15 protein-coding genes are annotated in these 16,830 nt (G+C 63.4%); 7 read left to right on the top strand and 8 right to left on the bottom strand.

Going from position 1 to position 16,830, the window contains the following annotated elements:
• Together VGL01_RS26050 and VGL01_RS26045 are read right to left on the bottom strand one after the other, a co-directional pair.
• Positions 1 to 842 (bottom strand): threonine ammonia-lyase (locus VGL01_RS26050; protein ID WP_331574591.1); only part of this gene is annotated, 842 nt, incomplete at its 3' end.
• A 100-nt stretch (positions 843 to 942) separates the two neighbouring features.
• The gene (locus VGL01_RS26045; protein WP_331574589.1) at positions 943 to 2,832 is read right to left on the bottom strand and encodes a bifunctional sugar phosphate isomerase/epimerase/4-hydroxyphenylpyruvate dioxygenase family protein; all 1,890 of its coding nucleotides are present in this window, start codon (positions 2,830 to 2,832) and stop codon (positions 943 to 945) included.
• 227 nt (positions 2,833 to 3,059) lie between these two features.
• Here VGL01_RS26045 and VGL01_RS26040 point away from each other — a divergent pair, with 227 nt between their 5' ends.
• Entirely contained in the window at positions 3,060 to 3,932 is an 873-nt protein-coding gene (locus tag VGL01_RS26040) for a shikimate dehydrogenase (protein WP_331574587.1), read from the top strand.
• 77 nt (positions 3,933 to 4,009) lie between these two features.
• Positions 4,010 to 5,362 carry an MFS transporter gene (locus tag VGL01_RS26035; protein WP_331574585.1) on the top strand — a complete coding sequence of 451 codons (1,353 nt, stop codon included), beginning with the start codon at positions 4,010 to 4,012 and terminating at the stop codon, positions 5,360 to 5,362.
• Between the two features lie 82 nt (positions 5,363 to 5,444).
• Here the strand turns inward: VGL01_RS26035 and VGL01_RS26030 are convergent, their stop codons facing one another.
• Together VGL01_RS26030 and VGL01_RS26025 are read right to left on the bottom strand one after the other, a co-directional pair.
• A complete protein-coding gene (locus VGL01_RS26030; protein WP_331574583.1) occupies positions 5,445 to 6,125 on the bottom strand; it encodes a TetR/AcrR family transcriptional regulator in 681 nt (226 codons plus the stop codon).
• 71 nt (positions 6,126 to 6,196) lie between these two features.
• Positions 6,197 to 7,312: a 4-hydroxyphenylpyruvate dioxygenase family protein gene (locus VGL01_RS26025; RefSeq protein WP_331574581.1), complete on the bottom strand. Its 1,116-nt coding sequence runs from the start codon at positions 7,310 to 7,312 to the stop codon at positions 6,197 to 6,199.
• 319 nt (positions 7,313 to 7,631) lie between these two features.
• On the opposite strand from VGL01_RS26025, the gene shiA reads away from it, so the two are divergent.
• Positions 7,632 to 8,936: a shikimate transporter gene (gene shiA, locus VGL01_RS26020; protein WP_331574579.1), complete on the top strand. Its 1,305-nt coding sequence runs from the start codon at positions 7,632 to 7,634 to the stop codon at positions 8,934 to 8,936.
• A gap of 76 nt (positions 8,937 to 9,012) precedes the next feature.
• Complete coding sequence (locus tag VGL01_RS26015; protein ID WP_331574577.1) at positions 9,013 to 9,786, top strand: IclR family transcriptional regulator domain-containing protein; 774 nt, start codon at positions 9,013 to 9,015, stop codon at positions 9,784 to 9,786.
• 70 nt (positions 9,787 to 9,856) lie between these two features.
• Here VGL01_RS26015 and ehuA read toward each other — a convergent pair whose 3' ends face one another.
• The 4 genes from ehuA to ehuB form a co-directional block, all read right to left on the bottom strand.
• On the bottom strand, positions 9,857 to 10,702 hold the full coding sequence (gene ehuA / locus VGL01_RS26010) for an ectoine/hydroxyectoine ABC transporter ATP-binding protein EhuA (protein WP_414720361.1): 846 nt from the start codon (positions 10,700 to 10,702) through the stop codon (positions 9,857 to 9,859).
• 68 nt (positions 10,703 to 10,770) lie between these two features.
• Positions 10,771 to 11,439 carry an ectoine/hydroxyectoine ABC transporter permease subunit EhuD gene (ehuD, locus tag VGL01_RS26005; protein WP_331574575.1) on the bottom strand — a complete coding sequence of 223 codons (669 nt, stop codon included), beginning with the start codon at positions 11,437 to 11,439 and terminating at the stop codon, positions 10,771 to 10,773.
• Positions 11,436 to 12,101 (bottom strand): ectoine/hydroxyectoine ABC transporter permease subunit EhuC, encoded by a 666-nt coding sequence (gene ehuC / locus VGL01_RS26000; RefSeq protein WP_331574573.1) that lies wholly within the window; start codon positions 12,099 to 12,101, stop codon positions 11,436 to 11,438. Before ehuC ends, ehuD begins: the two co-directional genes overlap by 4 nt.
• 74 nt (positions 12,102 to 12,175) lie before the next feature.
• Positions 12,176 to 13,042: an ectoine/hydroxyectoine ABC transporter substrate-binding protein EhuB gene (gene ehuB / locus VGL01_RS25995; protein WP_331574571.1), complete on the bottom strand. Its 867-nt coding sequence runs from the start codon at positions 13,040 to 13,042 to the stop codon at positions 12,176 to 12,178.
• Between the two features lie 220 nt (positions 13,043 to 13,262).
• On the opposite strand from ehuB, the gene VGL01_RS25990 reads away from it, so the two are divergent.
• From VGL01_RS25990 to VGL01_RS25980, 3 genes are all read left to right on the top strand, one after another.
• Positions 13,263 to 14,663, top strand: coding sequence for a PLP-dependent aminotransferase family protein (locus VGL01_RS25990; RefSeq protein ID WP_331574569.1), 1,401 nt, complete (start codon positions 13,263 to 13,265; stop codon positions 14,661 to 14,663).
• Positions 14,664 to 14,801: 138 nt separating this feature from the next.
• Complete coding sequence (gene eutB / locus VGL01_RS25985; protein WP_331574567.1) at positions 14,802 to 15,809, top strand: hydroxyectoine utilization dehydratase EutB; 1,008 nt, start codon at positions 14,802 to 14,804, stop codon at positions 15,807 to 15,809.
• Positions 15,806 to 16,798: a cyclodeaminase gene (locus VGL01_RS25980; protein WP_331574565.1), complete on the top strand. Its 993-nt coding sequence runs from the start codon at positions 15,806 to 15,808 to the stop codon at positions 16,796 to 16,798. Before eutB ends, VGL01_RS25980 begins: the two co-directional genes overlap by 4 nt.
• The last annotated feature ends 32 nt before the right edge of the window (positions 16,799 to 16,830 follow it).

Genomic DNA, 16,830 nt, shown 5'->3' with positions numbered 1-16,830 from the left:
GCCGTTACGATGCTCGTCTCTTCGACCAGCGGGACGTGGTCGGCAACGGCCAGCAGGTCATGGAGAACCGCTGGAAGGGGAAACCTGCCCGCGACACCGTCTGCGATGGTATCGGTGCGCTCGGTGGTGACGATCGATCCTGCGCGCCATGACATGGCCATCGCGGGGGCGCCTTTGGGCTGGATGCAGACGACGTCCGTCGCCGGCGACAAGGTTTTGAAGACATGACCCACGCCTGTCGCCAGTGCGCCTCCGCCGAGCGCTAGCGCAATGACATCGATGCGATCGAATCCTTCCACGAGCTCCAGACCGATGGTGCCGGCACCTTCACAGGTATCGAGGTTCTCGCTGTCCTCAACGAGAAATGCATCGCCGTTGGCGGCGATTTCCCGGGCCCGCTCGCGCGCATTCTCGATATCGCCGTCCACGAGTTCGACAGCGGCGCCCAGCCGACGGATTCGATCGATCTTTGCGGCATTGGCACTTGTGCCTGCGATTACCGTAACCGGGATACCGCGCGCCCGGCCGCTATAGGCGAGTGCTTGCCCCAGATTGCCGGCACTGGCGCACACTGCGGCATTCGGCCCTTGGCTCGATGCGAGGCGTGACATGACGACCTCGCTCCCGCGCCCCTTGAAGCACCCTATCGGGTTGGCGGTCTCCAGCTTGACGATCAGCTCGCAGTCCAACAGCTCGCCGAGAGCGGGACACTCGAAGTGGGGCGTGTCGCGAAACACCTTTGAAATGTGGTGTCTGGCGTGCACGATGCGTCGGAAATCCAGTCGCGTGTCTGGCTCCGCGCCTTCGTAGCGTTCTGTGGGCTTTCCACTGATGGCCTGCATAGACGATCTCCGAAACGATGGAAAATCATACCAGCGTGTCGGAGTGCCCCCCGTCCTCGTGCGCAATCACGAAACGCTCCGGAGGGCGCCATCTGCCTGGCTAACGCCGCGTCCGCGCTTGCGCGGCAAGCCTGACAGCGGCATTGGCCGCGCCATAGCCGTCGTACCCGCCGCGCCGCTCGGCGATTTCGATCGAGAAGCGCCCACCGATCTGTTCCGTGTATGCGTGCAAGAACTCGCCGCCGCGCTCGTCGCGGTCGTACAGAATGTGATGCTCGCGCAGCGTTTCGATGAATTCGTCGGCTAACGCATAGCGGGCCGAAAGGTCGTCGTAATAGTTGCCCGGTATCCGCAGCATGGGCACGCCGTTCGCGCGGAAGGCGGCCAGCGCGCCGAAGATGTCCGGCGTTTTGAACGCAACGTGGTCCAGCCCGGAGCCGCGATAGGTTTCCAATGCTCTAGCCGCTGCCGTATGCCGGTCGAGCGATGCATTCAGCGCGATACGCACCGATCCGTCGCGGCTGCGCATCGCCTTGCTGCGCACGAGGCCATACGGATCGGGAACGAGCCACGCCGGTTCCGCTTCAAAACCGAACGCGGTCCTGAAAAATAAAATCCAGGTATCGAGCGAATCGCCCGGTAGCGAGAGGCTGACGTGATCAATGCCGGTGATCCTCGATTCGTGCGGCGTCGGGCTCGGCGTGAGGACGAAATCGGATTCGAACAGCGTGGGCGCACCCGGCGTCTCGTCGACGAAATATTGGAGGCTGCCATCCGGCGCGAGCACGCTCGGCAGCACGCGCTCGTTCGGGCCCACTCGTCCCGAGAACGGCTTGTAACCGAAGCTTGCCGCGTGCTCGAACGCAGCGCCGGCATCGTCCACGTGAAACGCCGACGCGCAGAGCGACAGGCCATGCCGCGCGTGAAACGCGCCGGCGAACGAATCGCGCTCGGCATTGAGCACGATTGCGGCCGAGCCCTGCTGAAACAGCGTGACGTCCTTCGAGCGGTGCTGGCCGGTACGCGCAAAGCCAAGCTTGCCTAACCAGTCCGTCAATTGTGCAACCGCCGCATCGTCGACGGCGAATTCGAGGAACTGGAAGCCGACGTGCGCAGGCGCTGCCGGCGGCGCGAACAGGGCAACACCGGGCGCAGCAGGCGTGTGGGTGTTTTCGAGCAGCGTGCGTGCGCAGTCTTCGAGATAAAGCAGCGAGCGATAGCCGTCCATCGCCGTACTGGCCGGCGGTGCGGCGCGAAATCCATCGTTGAATATCTCGAGCGAAAGCGGCCCCGCATAGCCCGATTCGACGACGCGCGCGGTAAAGCCTGCCACATCGAGGTCCCCCTGGCCGGGAAAGCAGCGGTAATGGCGGCTCCATTCGAGCACGTCCATCGCGAGCTTCGGCGCATCGGCAATCTGCACGAAGGCTATCCGGTGCCCGGGGATCGAGGCGATGCCGTCGATCGGATCGCCGAGCGACAACGTGTGGAAGCTGTCGAGGGCGAGCCCCAGATTCGGATGATCGACCGCATCGACCATCGTCCAGGCTCGTCCGTAGGTCTTGACGTGGCGGCCCCAGGCGAGCGCTTCGTATGCCACCACGATGCCAGCGCTTTGCGCCGCGCATGCCAGCGCGCCCAACTGATCGACGATGAGCGCTTCGTCGCCGATCGCATCGGGCGACACGTTGCTGCAAACGAGCAGGCGATCCGAACCGAGCGCATGCATCAGTTCGAACTTGCGCCGCGCACGTTCGAGATTGCGTGCGAAGCGCTCTTCGCTCACGCCCTCGAAGTCGCGAAACGGCTGAAACAGCACGATTTCGAGCCCCAGGTCATTCGCCGCGCGTCGGACATCGCCGGGCGTTCCGTCGAAATAGAGCAGATCGTTTTCGAAGATCTCCACGCCGTCGAAACCTGCCTGGCGAATGGCGTGCAGTTTTTCGAGCAGCGTTCCGCTGACGGAGACGGTTGCAATGGAGCGTTTCATGAAGGACTCCCGATCGCGCGGTTTGCGTGCTGCCGCAGCGGTCGATCAAGGAAAAATGTACGAGTTGATCACAGATTCATGCGCAGTAATGCCCATGCTGCACGCGTTCGGTCGATTGTATTCTAGGAACTAACTAGATGGTACAAATTCGTACAAACCCCAACCGACAAGCGCGGGAAAAAGCGCGACACTTGCGTCCGACAGGAATCAGGATCCAGGAGTCAGTCGTGACAAGGACAATCGAACGCTCGTTTCTGGTCGGTTTGATCGGCTCGGGCATAGGCGGATCGCTATCCCCGGCAATGCACGAGGAGGAGGCCCGCCGCCTCGGGCTTACGTACGTGTATCGCCGCATCGACCTCGAAATGCTGCGCCGCGATGTATCCGCATTGCCGAATCTGCTCGAAGCTGCCCAATCGATGGGATTCGATGGCGTAAACGTGACGTATCCGTGCAAGCAGGCCGTCATCGAGCTGCTCGATGAGCTTTCCGACGACGCGCGCGCGCTCGGGGCCGTCAACACCGTGCAGTTCAAAGGCGGGCGCCGCATCGGCCACAACACGGACTGGTCCGGATTTCGCCGCGCCTTCGAGCGCGGTCTACCCGGCGCATCGTGCGAGCGCGTCGTTCAGCTCGGGGCGGGCGGAGCGGGTGCGGCGGTGGCGCACGCTGCGATGACGATGGGCGCGCGCGAGCTCGCGCTCGTCGATGTCGACCCTTCTCGGGCGCGGGCGCTTGCGGCCGAGCTGCAAGTGCGTTTTCCGCAAGCGCGGGTTCATGCGATCGACGGCTCGCCGGCGATGCTGGGGGATGCGCTTGCGGCGGCCGACGGCCTCATTCACGCGACACCTACCGGAATGGCGAAGCATCCCGGGCTCCCGCTTCCGTCGGAATTGCTGCACCCGCGCCTGTGGGTGGCCGATGTCGTCTATTTCCCGATCAAGACCGAGCTGCTGAGCGCGGCAGAAGCGCTGGGGTGCCGCACGTTGACCGGCGGCGGCATGGCTGTCTATCAGGCTGTCGAGGCATTCGAGATTTTTACGGGCATCGCGCCGAATGCCGAACGGATGTTCGAGCACTTCCAAACCTTGCTGCGCTGAACATCGGACCCTGGCGCCGCCGCGTTACCGCACTCCCACCACACTTATTCGATCGATACTGACAGGAGACATCAACCATGCGACAGCAGATTCCTTCCGGCGTGCCGGGGCAGCCGCCAGCCGCCGAACGTACGGCCTCGAGCACCATGCGCCGTTCGTCCGCGCGCTACGAGATCCTCGCGCTGCTCGCAATCGGTACGATGATCAACTATCTCGATCGGACGGTGTTGGGCATTGCGGCGCCGCAGCTCACCAAGGAGCTCGGCATCGGCGCCGCGGTGATGGGCATCATGTTTTCCGCTTTTTCGTGGACCTATGCCGCCTCGCAGATCCCGGGCGGGATCTTTCTCGACCGGTTCGGCAGCAAGCTCACGTATTACATCGCGATGACGTTCTGGTCGGTCTTCACGCTTGCGCAAGGTCTTGTACACGGAGTGGGATCGCTGCTCGCGTGCCGGCTCGGACTCGGCGTTTCCGAATCGCCTTGCTTTCCGACCAACAGCCGCGTCGTGGCAACCTGGTTTCCCCAGCGCGAGCGGGCGTTGGCCACCGGGACTTATACGGTCGGCGAATACATCGGTCTTGCGTGCTTCAGTCCGTTGCTGTTCGCGTTGATGGGCGCTTACGGATGGCGCTCGTTGTTCTTCGTGGTGGGCGCGGCCGGTATCGTCTTCGGTCTCGTCTGGTGGCTCTTTTATCGCGAACCGCACGAACACCCGCGTGCCAATGCGGCCGAGATCGAATACATCGAGGCGGGCGGTGGTCTCACGCGCGACGAGCGCAACCGTGCACGCGCATCGAGCAGCTTTTCGTGGAGCACGATCGGCGAGTTGCTCAAGCATCGCCAGCTCACGGGGATTTGCCTTGGCCAGTTCGCCGGCAATTCGACGCTGGTCTTCTTCCTGACGTGGTTCCCCACCTATCTGGCCACTGAACGGCATATGGGTTGGCTCAAGATCGGCTTCTTCGCCATTTTGCCGTTCATTGCGGCTTCGATCGGCGTGATGTTCGGAGGGTGGTTGTCCGACTCGCTGCTGCGGCGCGGGAAGTCGGCGAACGTCGCGCGCAAGCTGCCGATCATCACCGGGCTCCTGCTCGCGTCCACGATCGTGCTGGCCAACTATGTGAAGAGCGACACGGTCGTCATTGCGATCATGTCGGTTGCGTTCTTTGCGCAGGGCATGGCCGCGCTGGGCTGGACGCTCGTTTCCGACATCGCGCCCGAGGGCTTGCTCGGTTTGACCGGCGGCATCTTCAACTTCGCGGCGAACCTCGCGGGCATCGTCACGCCACTCGTGATCGGCTTCATCGTCGCGGCAACGGGATCGTTCGTCGGCGCGCTCGTTTTCATCGGCGTAGTCGCGCTGATCGGGGCGCTCTCGTACGTATTCGTCGTCGGCGATATCAAGCGGATTTCGCTGGCGTCATAACCGCCCCCGCTCACCGCGGGACCGGGGCATCTTACGGCGGCGCAATGCCGCCGTCGCCGCTGGTGCGTCTACGCTGATTGCATCACGGCTCGCGAACGAAGCGCAGCACGGCATCGACGATCATGTCCCGATGCCGTGTCCGCAACCGCGGATGCGACGGGTCACGGCCGAACGCCGCGCCGAACGTATAGCGGTTCGACACGCGGTGAAAGCAGAACGAACTGATGAGCAGGTGCAGATCGATCGGATCGATATCGGGCCGAAAGCGTCCTTCGGCGGCCCCGCGCGCGAGCAAATCTTCGATCGTATTGACGATGCTGACGTTGCGGCTTTTGAATGCCTTCAGCTGCGTGATGTATTTCGCGCTATGGACGTTCTCGATTGCGATGAGCCGAACGAAATCGCGGTGCTTGTCGTGATAGTCGAACGTGAATTCGACCAGGCGGCGCATCCCTTCCTCGGGCTCCAGTTCTTCGACGTTGAGCGCTTGCTCCAGCGTGCGAATATCGCCGTAGACTTTCTCGAGCACGGCTTCGTAAAGCCCTTCCTTGCTCTCGAAGTAGTAATAGAGCATGCGCTTCGTCGTATTGGTTCGCTCCGCAATCGCGTCGACGCGCGCACCCGAAAGCCCCATCGCGGAGAACTCCTGCGTGGCGACTTCGAGGATATTGCGCTTCGTTTCTTCGGGATCGTATTTGCGGCGGGCTTCGGCGGGTAGCTCATTACCGTTGGACACGGTTGCCTTGACGGGGGCCTTTTTCATTTTGCGCGGGTGCGGCTATGACGGCGCATTCTAGCATGCGTCGATCACCGGCCGCGCCGCGTCAGCAGGCCTTAGCCCGCCGCGCGGGCATGTTCGAGCGCTTGCAGATTGCCTTCGCCGAAACCATGATGACCGCGACGCTCGACGACCTCGAAGAAGATTTCGGTGGGCCCCCGCCTGACGAACGTTTGCAGGAAAAGCCGTGGCGCGCCATTTTCCTCGATCGCGCCGTCGACCAGGACGTTACGGCTGCGCAGCGCCTCGATATCGAGCCCATGCCCCGGCAATCGGGCGTCGATTTCCGCGTAGTAGCGCGGCGGCGGTTCGAGAAACTCGAGTCCGTTCGCACGTAGCTTATCCACGCAGCTCAGGATGTCGTTCGTCGCAAGGGCGATGTGCTGCACGCCTTCGCCGGGATGATCGGGCAGATACTCGTGCAAGAGCCGCGTGCGCTGCGTGCCTTCTTCGTAAAGCGGGATCGTGATGCCACCGCAAGGCGACTGCATGACGCGCGAATCGGACGAAACATGCCAGTCGGCGTGCAACTCGTGAATCTCGCGAAAGTCGAGCATCTCCCGATAAAAGTCCAGCCACTCGGAGATTCGCCCCGCACCGACCATCTGCGTGAAGTGATCGACCTGCGACAGGCCGGCGTCGCTGCCGGTCGTTGCGCTGCCGGTCGCAGCGGGGAGCGGGCGAAAGTCGATATCGAAGATCGTCTGGTCGCCGGTCGCGCCGCCGCGGCCGTGCCACCGATCCACGAAGTAGATGTGCGAATTACCGATGCCTTGAATCGCGGGAATCACGAGTTCCGACTGACCGACGCTTTCGCCTTCGAAGGCCCATGCGCCACGCTCCGTCGCGCGCTCGAACGCGCGTTGCGCATCGTTCACGCGCACCCCGATCGCGCAAATGCCCGCTCCATACTCCTCGGCGTAGCGGGCCGCGAACGAGTCCGGTTCGGCATTGATCAGGAAGTTCATCGTGCCCTGGCGGTAGAGCGTGACGGCCTTGCTGACGTGTCGCGCGCGCGCCGTGAAGCCTAGCTGCTCGAAACGCCGCGCAAGCGCGTCGGGCGCGGGCGCCGCGAACTCCACGAATTCGAGTCCGGCGATGCCAAGCGGATTGGATGGCGCGCTGTCACCGACGAGCGGCTTTGCGGACGAATCGGGAAAGTCGGTGATCATTGGGACAGCCTCCTCGGGCTCATGCAGCGCTTGCCGCGACGCGTAATTTTAACCATTCAGTACATCTACCTGCGAGCCTGCCGGCGCACACAGCGTTTTTCGATCGGCCGGCCGGTCGGTGCAAACCCCGAAAGCGTGCGATCATCGCACGGAACATTGCGATCATCGCACGTCGTCCGCCGGAAATCCGTTGTCTGCGCAAGCTCGCCCGCTTATGCTCCGTGCAACTGTCGCACAGCGCGGTGCTTTGGGGTACCGCAGCCTCGAACGAACAGGCCAGGCGCGTTCGCGTCGATTCGAATAATCCGGAGACATCGTCATGATTCCAGCAGCTCACGCACTCGACAAGGCCGCGATCGATCCGTCGCGAAGCCGCGCGCGAAAAGCCGCGCTCGGCAGCTTCGTCGGCGCCGTCGTCGATTGGTACGATTTTTTGCTTTACGGCATCGTCGCCGCCCTCGTGTTCAACTCGGCGTTTTTCCCGAGCGTGGGACCCGCGATGGGCATGATCGCCGCGTTCGCGACGTTCGGCGTGGGTTTTCTGTTCCGGCCATTGGGCGGTGTCGTTTTCGGGCATTTCGGAGACCGTCTCGGCCGCAAGCGCATGCTCGTGTTGACCGTCATGCTGATGGGGCTGTCCACCGCATCGATCGGGCTTTTGCCGACATTTGCCAGCATCGGCTGGTGGGCGCCCGTGCTGCTCGTCGCGCTGCGGGCCATCCAGGGCTTTGCCGTGGGCGGGGAGTGGGGCGGCGCCGCGTTGATGGCCGTTGAAAGCGCGCCGGAAGGCAAGAAAGCGTTCTATAGCAGTGGTGTGCAGGTGGGTTATGGCGTCGGCCTGATTCTTTCGACGGGGATCGTTTCGATCATCAGCCAATCGATCGACAATGCGGCGTTCAAATCCTGGGGGTGGCGCCTACCGTTTCTGTTCAGCGTCGTGCTTGTCGGTGTGGCGCTGTGGATTCGCTCGAGCATGGAAGAGTCGCAGGAGTTCGTCAAGGAAGTCGAGGTCGGGCACCACAAGGCGCGCCTGCCGGTGCTCGAAGCGCTGCGCAACCATCCCGGCGGCTTCGCGCTCATCATTGCACTGCGGCTGGCCGAGTTGTTCACGATGTACATCGTGACGACATTCGCGCTCAGTTACTCGACGGCAAACCTCGGTATGTCGCGCGATCTTTTCCTGCATATCGGCTTGATCGTGGGCTCGGTCAGTTGCGTGACGATCCCGTGCTTTGCATGGCTGGCCGACAGGTTCGGGCGGCGGCGTGTTTATTTGACGGGCGCGCTGATCGGTGCGCTGGCGGCTGTACCGTTCTTCCTCGCGCTCGAAGCGCGCGCAACGCTGCCGATCGTGATTTTCGCGGTGTTGCTTGCCAATATCTCGCATGACATGGTCGTGAGCGTCCAACAACCGATGTTTACGGAGTTCTTCGGCGCTTCGTACCGCTATAGCGGCGCCGGGGTGGGCTATCAGGTGGCGAGTGTGGTCGGCGGCGGTTTTACGCCGTTCATCGCCGCGGCGCTCGTTGCCTTCGCGGGTGGGTCTTGGCATCCCGTTGCGGCTTACCTCGTCGTCGGCTGTCTGCTCTCGTTCGTCGTGGCATGGCGAATGGGCAAGCGTTGAGCGCGCTGTTGCGCAAAGCCGGGATCGCGGTCGTGCCCAGGGCCCGCGCGTATTCGTCCTGTCTGCGAGCCGCTCCATGAAGCGGCCGCCGGCCCTCGACAAGCGCGACTGGATCGCCGGGCTCGAGAAGGGGCTCGCCATTCTCGAAGCCTTCGATGACAAACACGCCCGCATGACGGCGACCGAAGCCGGGGTGCGTACGGGCCTCTCCCGTACCGCCGCGCGCCGCTATCTGCTGACGCTCGAGCATCTCGGCTATGTCTATACCGACGGCAAGCTCTACGGCCTGACACCGCGCGTGCTGCGAGTCGGCTGGTCGTATTTCGATTCGGCCCGTCTGCCTCGTCTCGTGCAGCCGTATTTGCAGCAGTTGAGCGCGACGCTGAAGGAATCGGTCTATGTGAGCGTGCTGGACGAATGGGAACTGGTGTTCATCGCGCGTAACGGCGCGTCGCGCGTCATGACCACGGGTTTCGTGCTGGGCGCGCGCGTGCCGGCGCCGCTTGCTTCGCCTGGCGTGGTGCTGCTCGCGCATCAGCCGAATCAGGACGCCATGAACGAATGGCTCGATACGACGGAGCTCGCGCCGTTCACCCCGTACACGATAACGGACAAGGCGCAGTTGCGCGAGGCGATCCGGCGCTCGCGCGCGGAAGGCTTTGCCGTCGTCGAACAGCAATTGCAGGTCGGCGTGCGAGGCATCGCCGTTGCGCTCAAGAACCGGCAGGGCGTTGCGGTTGCCGCGCTCAGTACCAACATGCCGATCGGCAAGGAAACGACTGAAGCGGCGCTGCAGCGCGTGCTGCCTTATTTGCAGGAAACCGCGCTGGCGATGATGAACGTGCTTTAGGGCGTTCGCGCGTCTGCCGCCTATTGGGCCGGGAGGTGGCGAGGCGCGGCATGGATTGGCTGCGGCGCTCTCAAAGCGCTTCGCGCACCGCGCGCAAAAACTGCTGCGTCCGTTCGTGCTTCGGTGCGGAGAAGAATTCCCGCGGCGGCCCTTGTTCGACGATCTTTCCCTGCGAAAAGAAACAGACGCGGTCCGCGAAGTCCTTCGCGAAACCCATCTGATGCGTGACCATCAGCATCGTCAGGTTGTGCTCCTCGCCGAGCCGGCGAATCACATTGAGTACCTCGCCGCAAAGCTCGGGATCGAGCGCGGACGTGACCTCGTCGAACAGCATGACTTTCGGCCGCATCGCCAGTGCGCGCGCGATCGCGACGCGCTGCTGCTGTCCGCCCGAGAGTTGCGACGGATAGTGATTGCATTTGTCGGCCAGACCGACGAGCGATAGCAGCTCGCGCGCACGTTCGACGGCTTCGTTGCGGGCGAGCCCCAGCGAGTGGATCGGCGCTTCGATCGTGTTTTGCAGCGCGGTCATGTGCGGAAACAGATTGAAGCTCTGAAAGACCATGCCGATCTTGCTGCGGACGGCGCGCAGGTGGCGCGGCGAGGCCGGCACGAGCTTGCCGCCGCTGCGCATGTGGGTGAGCGGTTCTCCGTCGACTTCGATCATGCCGCTCGTCAGCGGATCCAGCGTCATGAGCACACGCAGCAGAGTCGATTTGCCCGAGCCGCTGGGCCCGATGATCGCAACCTTTTCGTTCGGCGCGACATCGAGATCGAGCTCGTCGAGCACCGTCAGGGCGCCATAGCGTTTCGTGACACCGAGAAAGCGCACCATGGGTGCGGCTTGCGCTCGTTGCGGTGTTTGCGCGGCATCCTCGCCGCGCTGGGCGAGGGTGCGTTCGTCGTCTCGCTTCATCGGTTGCTCCATGACGGGCGTTGCGGGAGATGCGGTTAGATTGGTCGGCGTGTCGGACGAGGTTTTCATCATGGCAGCCTCACCGCGCGTTCGACACGACGCACGAGTGCGGCGAAGCTCACGCTGATGATCAGAAAGAAAACGCCGGCGAGCGTGATGGGCTCGAGATAGCGGAACGTCTCGGAGCCGATATTCTTCGCCTGCTGCATCAACTCGACAACGGTAATCGCCGACAACACAGGCGTGTCCTTGAACATGGCCACGAGATAGTTGCCGAGCGCCGGGATGACGGGACGAATGGCCTGCGGCAGCACGATGCTGCGGTATGTGCGCCAAGGCGATAGCGAAAGCGCGCACGCGGCTTCCCATTGCCCGCGCGCGACGCAGTTCAATCCCGCGCGATAGACCTCGGACGTATAGCATGCATAGTGCAGCGCAATTCCGATCGTACCGGCCGTCAATGCGGACATCGTGATCCCGTAGACGGGCAGCACGTAGAAGATGACATAAACCTGAATCAGCAACGGTGTGCTGCGGATGAATTCGACGATGAACGTCACCGTATAAGAGACAGGCTTGATGGGGCTGCGTCGCAGTACGGCGAAAACGAGCCCCAGCGCCAGCGCAATGGCGAAACCGACGAGCGTGATGAGAATCGTATAGACCGACGCGTGAAGCAAGGCCGGCAGAATGCGCTCGGCATAGCCGAGATCGAAAAGGCGGTCCGTGCCGTTCATTTGGCGCCTCCCCGCGCGACACCGTAGCCATGGCTGACGCGGCGCTCGAAATAACGCATGACGGTGGCGAGCAATTGCGCGAGCACGAAGTAGATCACGAGTGTCAGCGTGAAGATCTCGGCGGTCTCGAACGTCGCCTGGTCCAGCTGGCGTGCTCTGAACGAGAGATCCGAGAGCGTGATGAGCGAAACGAGCGAGGTGCCTTTGAGCAACTCGATCATCAGGTTCGTGGCGGGCGGCAGCGCGTTGATCATCGCTTGCGGGGCAATGATGCGTCGCAGCCGAGTCAGTGCGGGCAGGTTGAGCGCAAGGGCCGCTTCGTATTGTCCGCCGGGCACGGAGCGCAGCGCGCCGCGCAGGATCTCGGACCCATAAGCACCATAGTGCAGCCCGAGGCCGATGATCGCCACCTGGAACGGCGTCATGCTGATGGAGATCGGCGGCAACGGCAGGACGAAAAAGAACCAGAAAAGTTGCACGAGCAACGAGGTGCCGCGAAACACCTCGACGTACACGTTGCCGATCCAGCGCAGCGGCGCGAACGGCGAGAGTTTCGCCGCAGTCGCGACGCAGGCCATGACGATCGCGAGGAGCGTGCCGAGCGCGGCGATCTGCACCGTGACGAGTGTGCCGCGCAGCAGCAAGGGGAGCAATTCCGACATTGGACGTTTCCTCGTGTCCGGATGTTTCGGGAGCGGGCGGCGTTAGCTCGCGCGAATCGGCGGCACACCGCCGCTCAGCTACCGCTGCAGATCTCGGCCGCGGTTTTGGTCGTCAGATTCGACTTGTCGAAGCCGAACGGTGCAACCGTTTGCAGATGATCGGGAGTGCCGAGCCAGCTGTGCAGCACCTTGTCGACGGCGTCGCGCAAGTCCGTATCCTCCTGGCGAAACGCCAGCGCGCCGTAACCGGTGTGCTTCGGATCGTCGGTAAAGCTGGTGACGACTTCGACCTGCCCCGGGTCCTTCTTCGCAAGCGCCTTCATCGTGAGACCGGTGCCGACGGCGGCATCGACGCGGCGGGCGCGCACGGCCTGCAGTTGAGCGGTCGTATCGGGTACCTGCAGGAGCTGGTCCGTTTTCACGCCTTCTTGCTGCGAGTAGCCGACTTCGACGGTACCGGACATGACCGCAAGCTTCGCGTCGGGCAGTTTCGCGATGTCCTTGTAGCTTTGCAGCTTCTTCGGGTTGCCTTTTTGCACGAGCAGCGTGTCCTGGATCTGGTATTGCGGATCGGCGAACGCAACCTGCTTGCACCGTTCCGGGGTGATGTACATACCCGCGGCGATGACGTCGAAGCGGCCCGCCTTGAGGCCCGGAATCAGCGAGCCCCATTCCGTCAGCACGGCATCGACTTTCTTGACGCCGAGCTTGGCAAAGACCTTCTTGGCAATCTCCGGAGATTCGCCGGTGACGGTACCGTCGGGGGCAGTGTAGGCGAACGGGGCTTCGTTCGCGTAGCCGATGCGGACTTCGCCGGTACGCTGAATGCGTTGCAGCGTCGTTTCCGCGAACGCGCTCGGTACTAGCATGACGAAGCCGGCTGCGACGAGGCAACCGGCGATGAGCAATCCTGACAACTGGCTGAATCGATTGGCTTTCATGACATTCCCGAGCGTAGTGGGTGAGTCCGTTCGGCGACGAGCGCGCCGGCCTGATCAGACAAGGCCCGCGATCGGGCCGGCGAGATCGATGCCAAAGCCGTGAAACCTTGTCCTGAGCGCAGGATACAAAGCCATTTTTTTGTTCTCGATTGCTCTAGGACAATAATTCTCCCTGTGCGTTTTGTCACACCATGCGAAATGGGACGAGCGGAGGCAGACAGTGATCCAAGATTGGCGCGATGCGGTACGGGCGGTCCACGGCGTGGAATCGAAGTACAAACGGCTCGTCAAGGCCATTGCGGCGGACATCGAAGCCTCGGTGCTGACGGCCGGCACGCGGCTGCCGCCGCAGCGAGACGTGGCCGGCGAACTGCAAATCAGCGTGCAGACGGTCACCAACGCGTACAAGGAGCTCGAGCGCCAGGGGCTCATTCGGTGCGAGGTCGGGCGGGGCAGCTTCGTCGCCCCGCGCGTCACCGAAAAGATGGCCAACTACATGCTCGATACGGCCGAGCGCTCCGTCATCGATTTTTCGATCGCACGCATCATCCACACGCCGGAGCACGATGCGATGTGGCGCAAGATCTGCGCCAAACTCGCAAAAATCGAAGATCAGCCCTGGATTCGCGCGTTTCGGCCGATCGCCGGTTTCGAGCATCATCGGCGCGCGGGTGTGGCCTGGCTCGACGCGCTTCGCATGCCGGCGTCGACCGATACGCTGCTCGTCACGAATGGCGCTGCGCACGGCATTTTTCTCGCGCTCGCATCGCTCGTGCGGCCCGGCGATACCGTCGTCTGCGAAAGCTTGACCGATCACGGCGTGATCGGGTCGGCCAACGTACTTGGGTTTACCCTCAAAGGTCTCGAGATCGACGAGTTCGGCATCCATCCCGAGCATTTCGAGGAGCTTTGCGACAGCGAACGCGTGACGGCATTGGTCTGTACGCCCAATCTGAACAATCCGACCGTGGCGCTCATGCCTGAATCCCGGCGGCGCGCGATCGCGCGGATTGCGGAGCGCTATGGTGTTTATGTCATCGAAGACGATGTTTACGGTCCGCTGCTCACGAAGCCGCTGCCGCCGATTTCGAGCCTGATTCCCGAGCTCTCGTTCTATTGCACGAGCATGACGAAATCGGTGCTCGCGGGACTGCGCATCGGTTATCTGAGCACGCCGCGCCGGCTCGCGTTGCGCACCGAGAGTACGCTGCGCGTTTCGAGCTGGATGGCGACTTCGCCGATGGCGGAGATCGCCACGCGCTGGATCGACGACGGTACGGCTGCCCACCTCGTGCAGATACAGCGCGAGCGCCTCGCGCGCAGGCAGGCGCTCGTCGCGCAGATGCTCGGCAGCTACGTGCAGGGCAGCCATCCCCACGCACTCTCTGTATGGCTGCGCGTGCCGGAGCACTGGCAGGCCGATCATCTCGTGCGGGCACTGCGCAAGCGCCATATCGCCGTGACGTCGCCCGATCCGTTTCTCGTGCGCGGTGTCGAAAGCCGGCCGAATGCAGTGCGGCTGTGCGTGGGGGCGGAAGTCAGCGACGACGTCTTCGCCGAGGCGCTGCAGACCGTACGCGAAGTGTTCGAACAATATCCGCAGGTCCACGCGGTCGATTGACGGTATCGATCGAACGCGTGCGCCGAATCCGAAATGAACTAGGACAATCGAATTCGTTTTTCAGGACATTAGACTGGGCAGCACTGATGAGCCGCATGCCCTTGGGGCCGCGCTCGACTTTTATCGGTGTACCCGTCTATGTCAGTCATTTCGCTTGCCGATGTCTACCGTGCGCGGCGTCGCCTCATGGGCCGTGTCGTCCCTACGCCGCTCGTCGAATCCGCGCGCCTTTCCGAGCTCGCCGGCACCCGCGTCTACCTGAAGCTCGAAACGGTGCAGCCGACGGGCAGCTTCAAGATCCGTGGCGCGACCAACGCGCTCGCGCAATTGGTCGAGCGCGGTGTGACGCGCGTCGTCACCGCATCGACGGGCAATCACGGCCGGGCCGTCGCGCATGCCGCGCACGCGCTGGGTCTCGAGGCTACGGTCTGCCTTTCGTCGCGGGTTCCCCAGAATAAGGTGCAAGCCGTGCGGGCGCTCGGCGCGAAGGTATGTCTGGCCGGCAACAGCCAGGACGACGCCGAACGAGAAGCGGTGCGGCTCGCGGCGCAAGAAGGGCTCGCGTATGTCCCGCCCTTCGACGACCTCGACGTCATCGCCGGACAGGCGACGATCGGGCTCGAGATCATCGAAGCGCTGCCCGCCGTCGCGCAGATCGTGGTGCCGCTGTCAGGCGGCGGGCTTTTTTCCGGTGTTGCATTCGCGGCTCGGCAGTGCTGTCCCGACGTCAAGCTCACGGGCGTCACGATGCGCAGCGGCGCGGCCATGCACGCCAGCCTTGCAGCCGGCAAACCCGTATGCGTCGACGAAATCGCGACATTGGCCGATTCGCTGGGCGGCGGCATCGGTCTTGCGAATCGATACACCTTTTCGATGACGCGATCGTTGATCGACGATGCGCTTTTGGTCGATGAAGAAGCGATCGCACGAGCCATTGTCCATGCGTATAGGCACGAGCGGCTGATCCTGGAGGGCGCCGCCGCGGTCGGCATAGCCGCCGTACTCGGCGGTGCCGTGTCGGCTTCCACGCAGGCGCGCCGCGGTCCGATCGTTCTCATCGCAAGCGGCGCGAACATCGATATGGATCTGCATCGGCGCTTGCTGCTGGAAGCGCCAGACGTCGAACCGGAGCACGTCTTCTCATGAGCGACATTCTCATTGCCGGCGAAGCAACGCTTCGCGAACTCGTGCCGCTCGATCGCGCGGCCATCGATCAAGTGGAGGCGGCGTTCGTCTCTCTGGCGACGGAAGCGGTCGCCATGCCGCCGATTCTTCGATTGGACGTGCCCGCGCATCGCGGCGAGGTCGACGTGAAGACAGCCTATCTGCCGCGTTTCGAGAGCTTCGCGATCAAGGTGAGTCCCGGCTTTTTCGACAATCCGGCGCTGGGGCTACCGAGTCTGAACGGGCTCATGCTCGTGCTGTCGGCGAAGACGGGCGTGACGCAGGCGGTACTGCTCGACAACGGCTATCTGACCGCGGTGCGAACGGCCGCAGCCGGCGCCGTTGCGGCGCGCTGGCTCGCGCGACCGGATGCGAAGCGGGCAGCGGTCATCGGCGCGGGAGAGCAGGCACGCCTGCAACTCCAGGCACTGACGCTCGTTCGCGATATCGAGGCCGTGACCGTCTGGGCGCGCAAGCGGGCCTCGGCCGAGCGGTTGGCGGCCGATGTCCGCGGGACGCTCGGATTGCCTTGCGAGGTGATGTCGGACGTCGGTGCGGCATTGCGTTGCGCCGATATTGCCATCACGACGACGCCCAGCCGCGAGCCGCTCGTCGGTCCGGGCGATTTGCACCCCGGGCTCCATATCACGGCGATGGGATCGGACGCCGAGCACAAGAACGAGATCGCGCCCGCTGCGTTGGCGCAGGCGCGCTATATCTGCGACCGACTCAGTCAGACGCGCGTGTTGGGTGAGCTTCGCCACGCGATCGAATCCGGCGTGTGCGAACGGGACGCGGTATTCCCTGAACTCGGGGCAATCGTTGCGGGCCGCGCCGCGGGACGCACGAGCGCCGCCGACGTGACGATATGCGATCTGACAGGCACCGGTGCGCAGGACACGGCGATCGCGGCACTCGCGCTCGAGCGCGTGCGCGCGGCCGGGGCGGGTACCGCGTTTCGTAACGTATGAGAGTTGGAATGCGGTCTGTCGCGGTGCGGGGC

Source organism: Trinickia sp. (assembly GCF_036503415.1).
In the GTDB taxonomy this organism is placed as follows: Bacteria; Pseudomonadota; Gammaproteobacteria; order Burkholderiales; family Burkholderiaceae; genus Trinickia.
The sequence above is the reverse complement of the archived record's forward strand: the minus strand, read 5'-3'. Positions and strand labels throughout refer to the sequence as shown.

Coding starts and splice junctions, on each gene's coding strand:
- VGL01_RS26030 (WP_331574583.1), bottom strand. CDS start 6,125: ATGAAAAAGGCCCCCGTCAAGGCAACCGTGTCCAACGGTAATGAGCTA.
- eutB (WP_331574567.1), top strand. CDS start 14,802: ATGTCAGTCATTTCGCTTGCCGATGTCTACCGTGCGCGGCGTCGCCTC.
- VGL01_RS26015 (WP_331574577.1), top strand. CDS start 9,013: ATGAAGCGGCCGCCGGCCCTCGACAAGCGCGACTGGATCGCCGGGCTC.
- ehuC (WP_331574573.1), bottom strand. CDS start 12,101: ATGTCGGAATTGCTCCCCTTGCTGCTGCGCGGCACACTCGTCACGGTG.
- shiA (WP_331574579.1), top strand. CDS start 7,632: ATGATTCCAGCAGCTCACGCACTCGACAAGGCCGCGATCGATCCGTCG.
- ehuD (WP_331574575.1), bottom strand. CDS start 11,439: ATGAACGGCACGGACCGCCTTTTCGATCTCGGCTATGCCGAGCGCATT.
- VGL01_RS26025 (WP_331574581.1), bottom strand. CDS start 7,312: ATGATCACCGACTTTCCCGATTCGTCCGCAAAGCCGCTCGTCGGTGAC.
- VGL01_RS26045 (WP_331574589.1), bottom strand. CDS start 2,832: ATGAAACGCTCCATTGCAACCGTCTCCGTCAGCGGAACGCTGCTCGAA.
- ehuB (WP_331574571.1), bottom strand. CDS start 13,042: ATGAAAGCCAATCGATTCAGCCAGTTGTCAGGATTGCTCATCGCCGGT.
- ehuA (WP_414720361.1), bottom strand. CDS start 10,702: ATGAAGCGAGACGACGAACGCACCCTCGCCCAGCGCGGCGAGGATGCC.
- VGL01_RS25980 (WP_331574565.1), top strand. CDS start 15,806: ATGAGCGACATTCTCATTGCCGGCGAAGCAACGCTTCGCGAACTCGTG.
- VGL01_RS26035 (WP_331574585.1), top strand. CDS start 4,010: ATGCGACAGCAGATTCCTTCCGGCGTGCCGGGGCAGCCGCCAGCCGCC.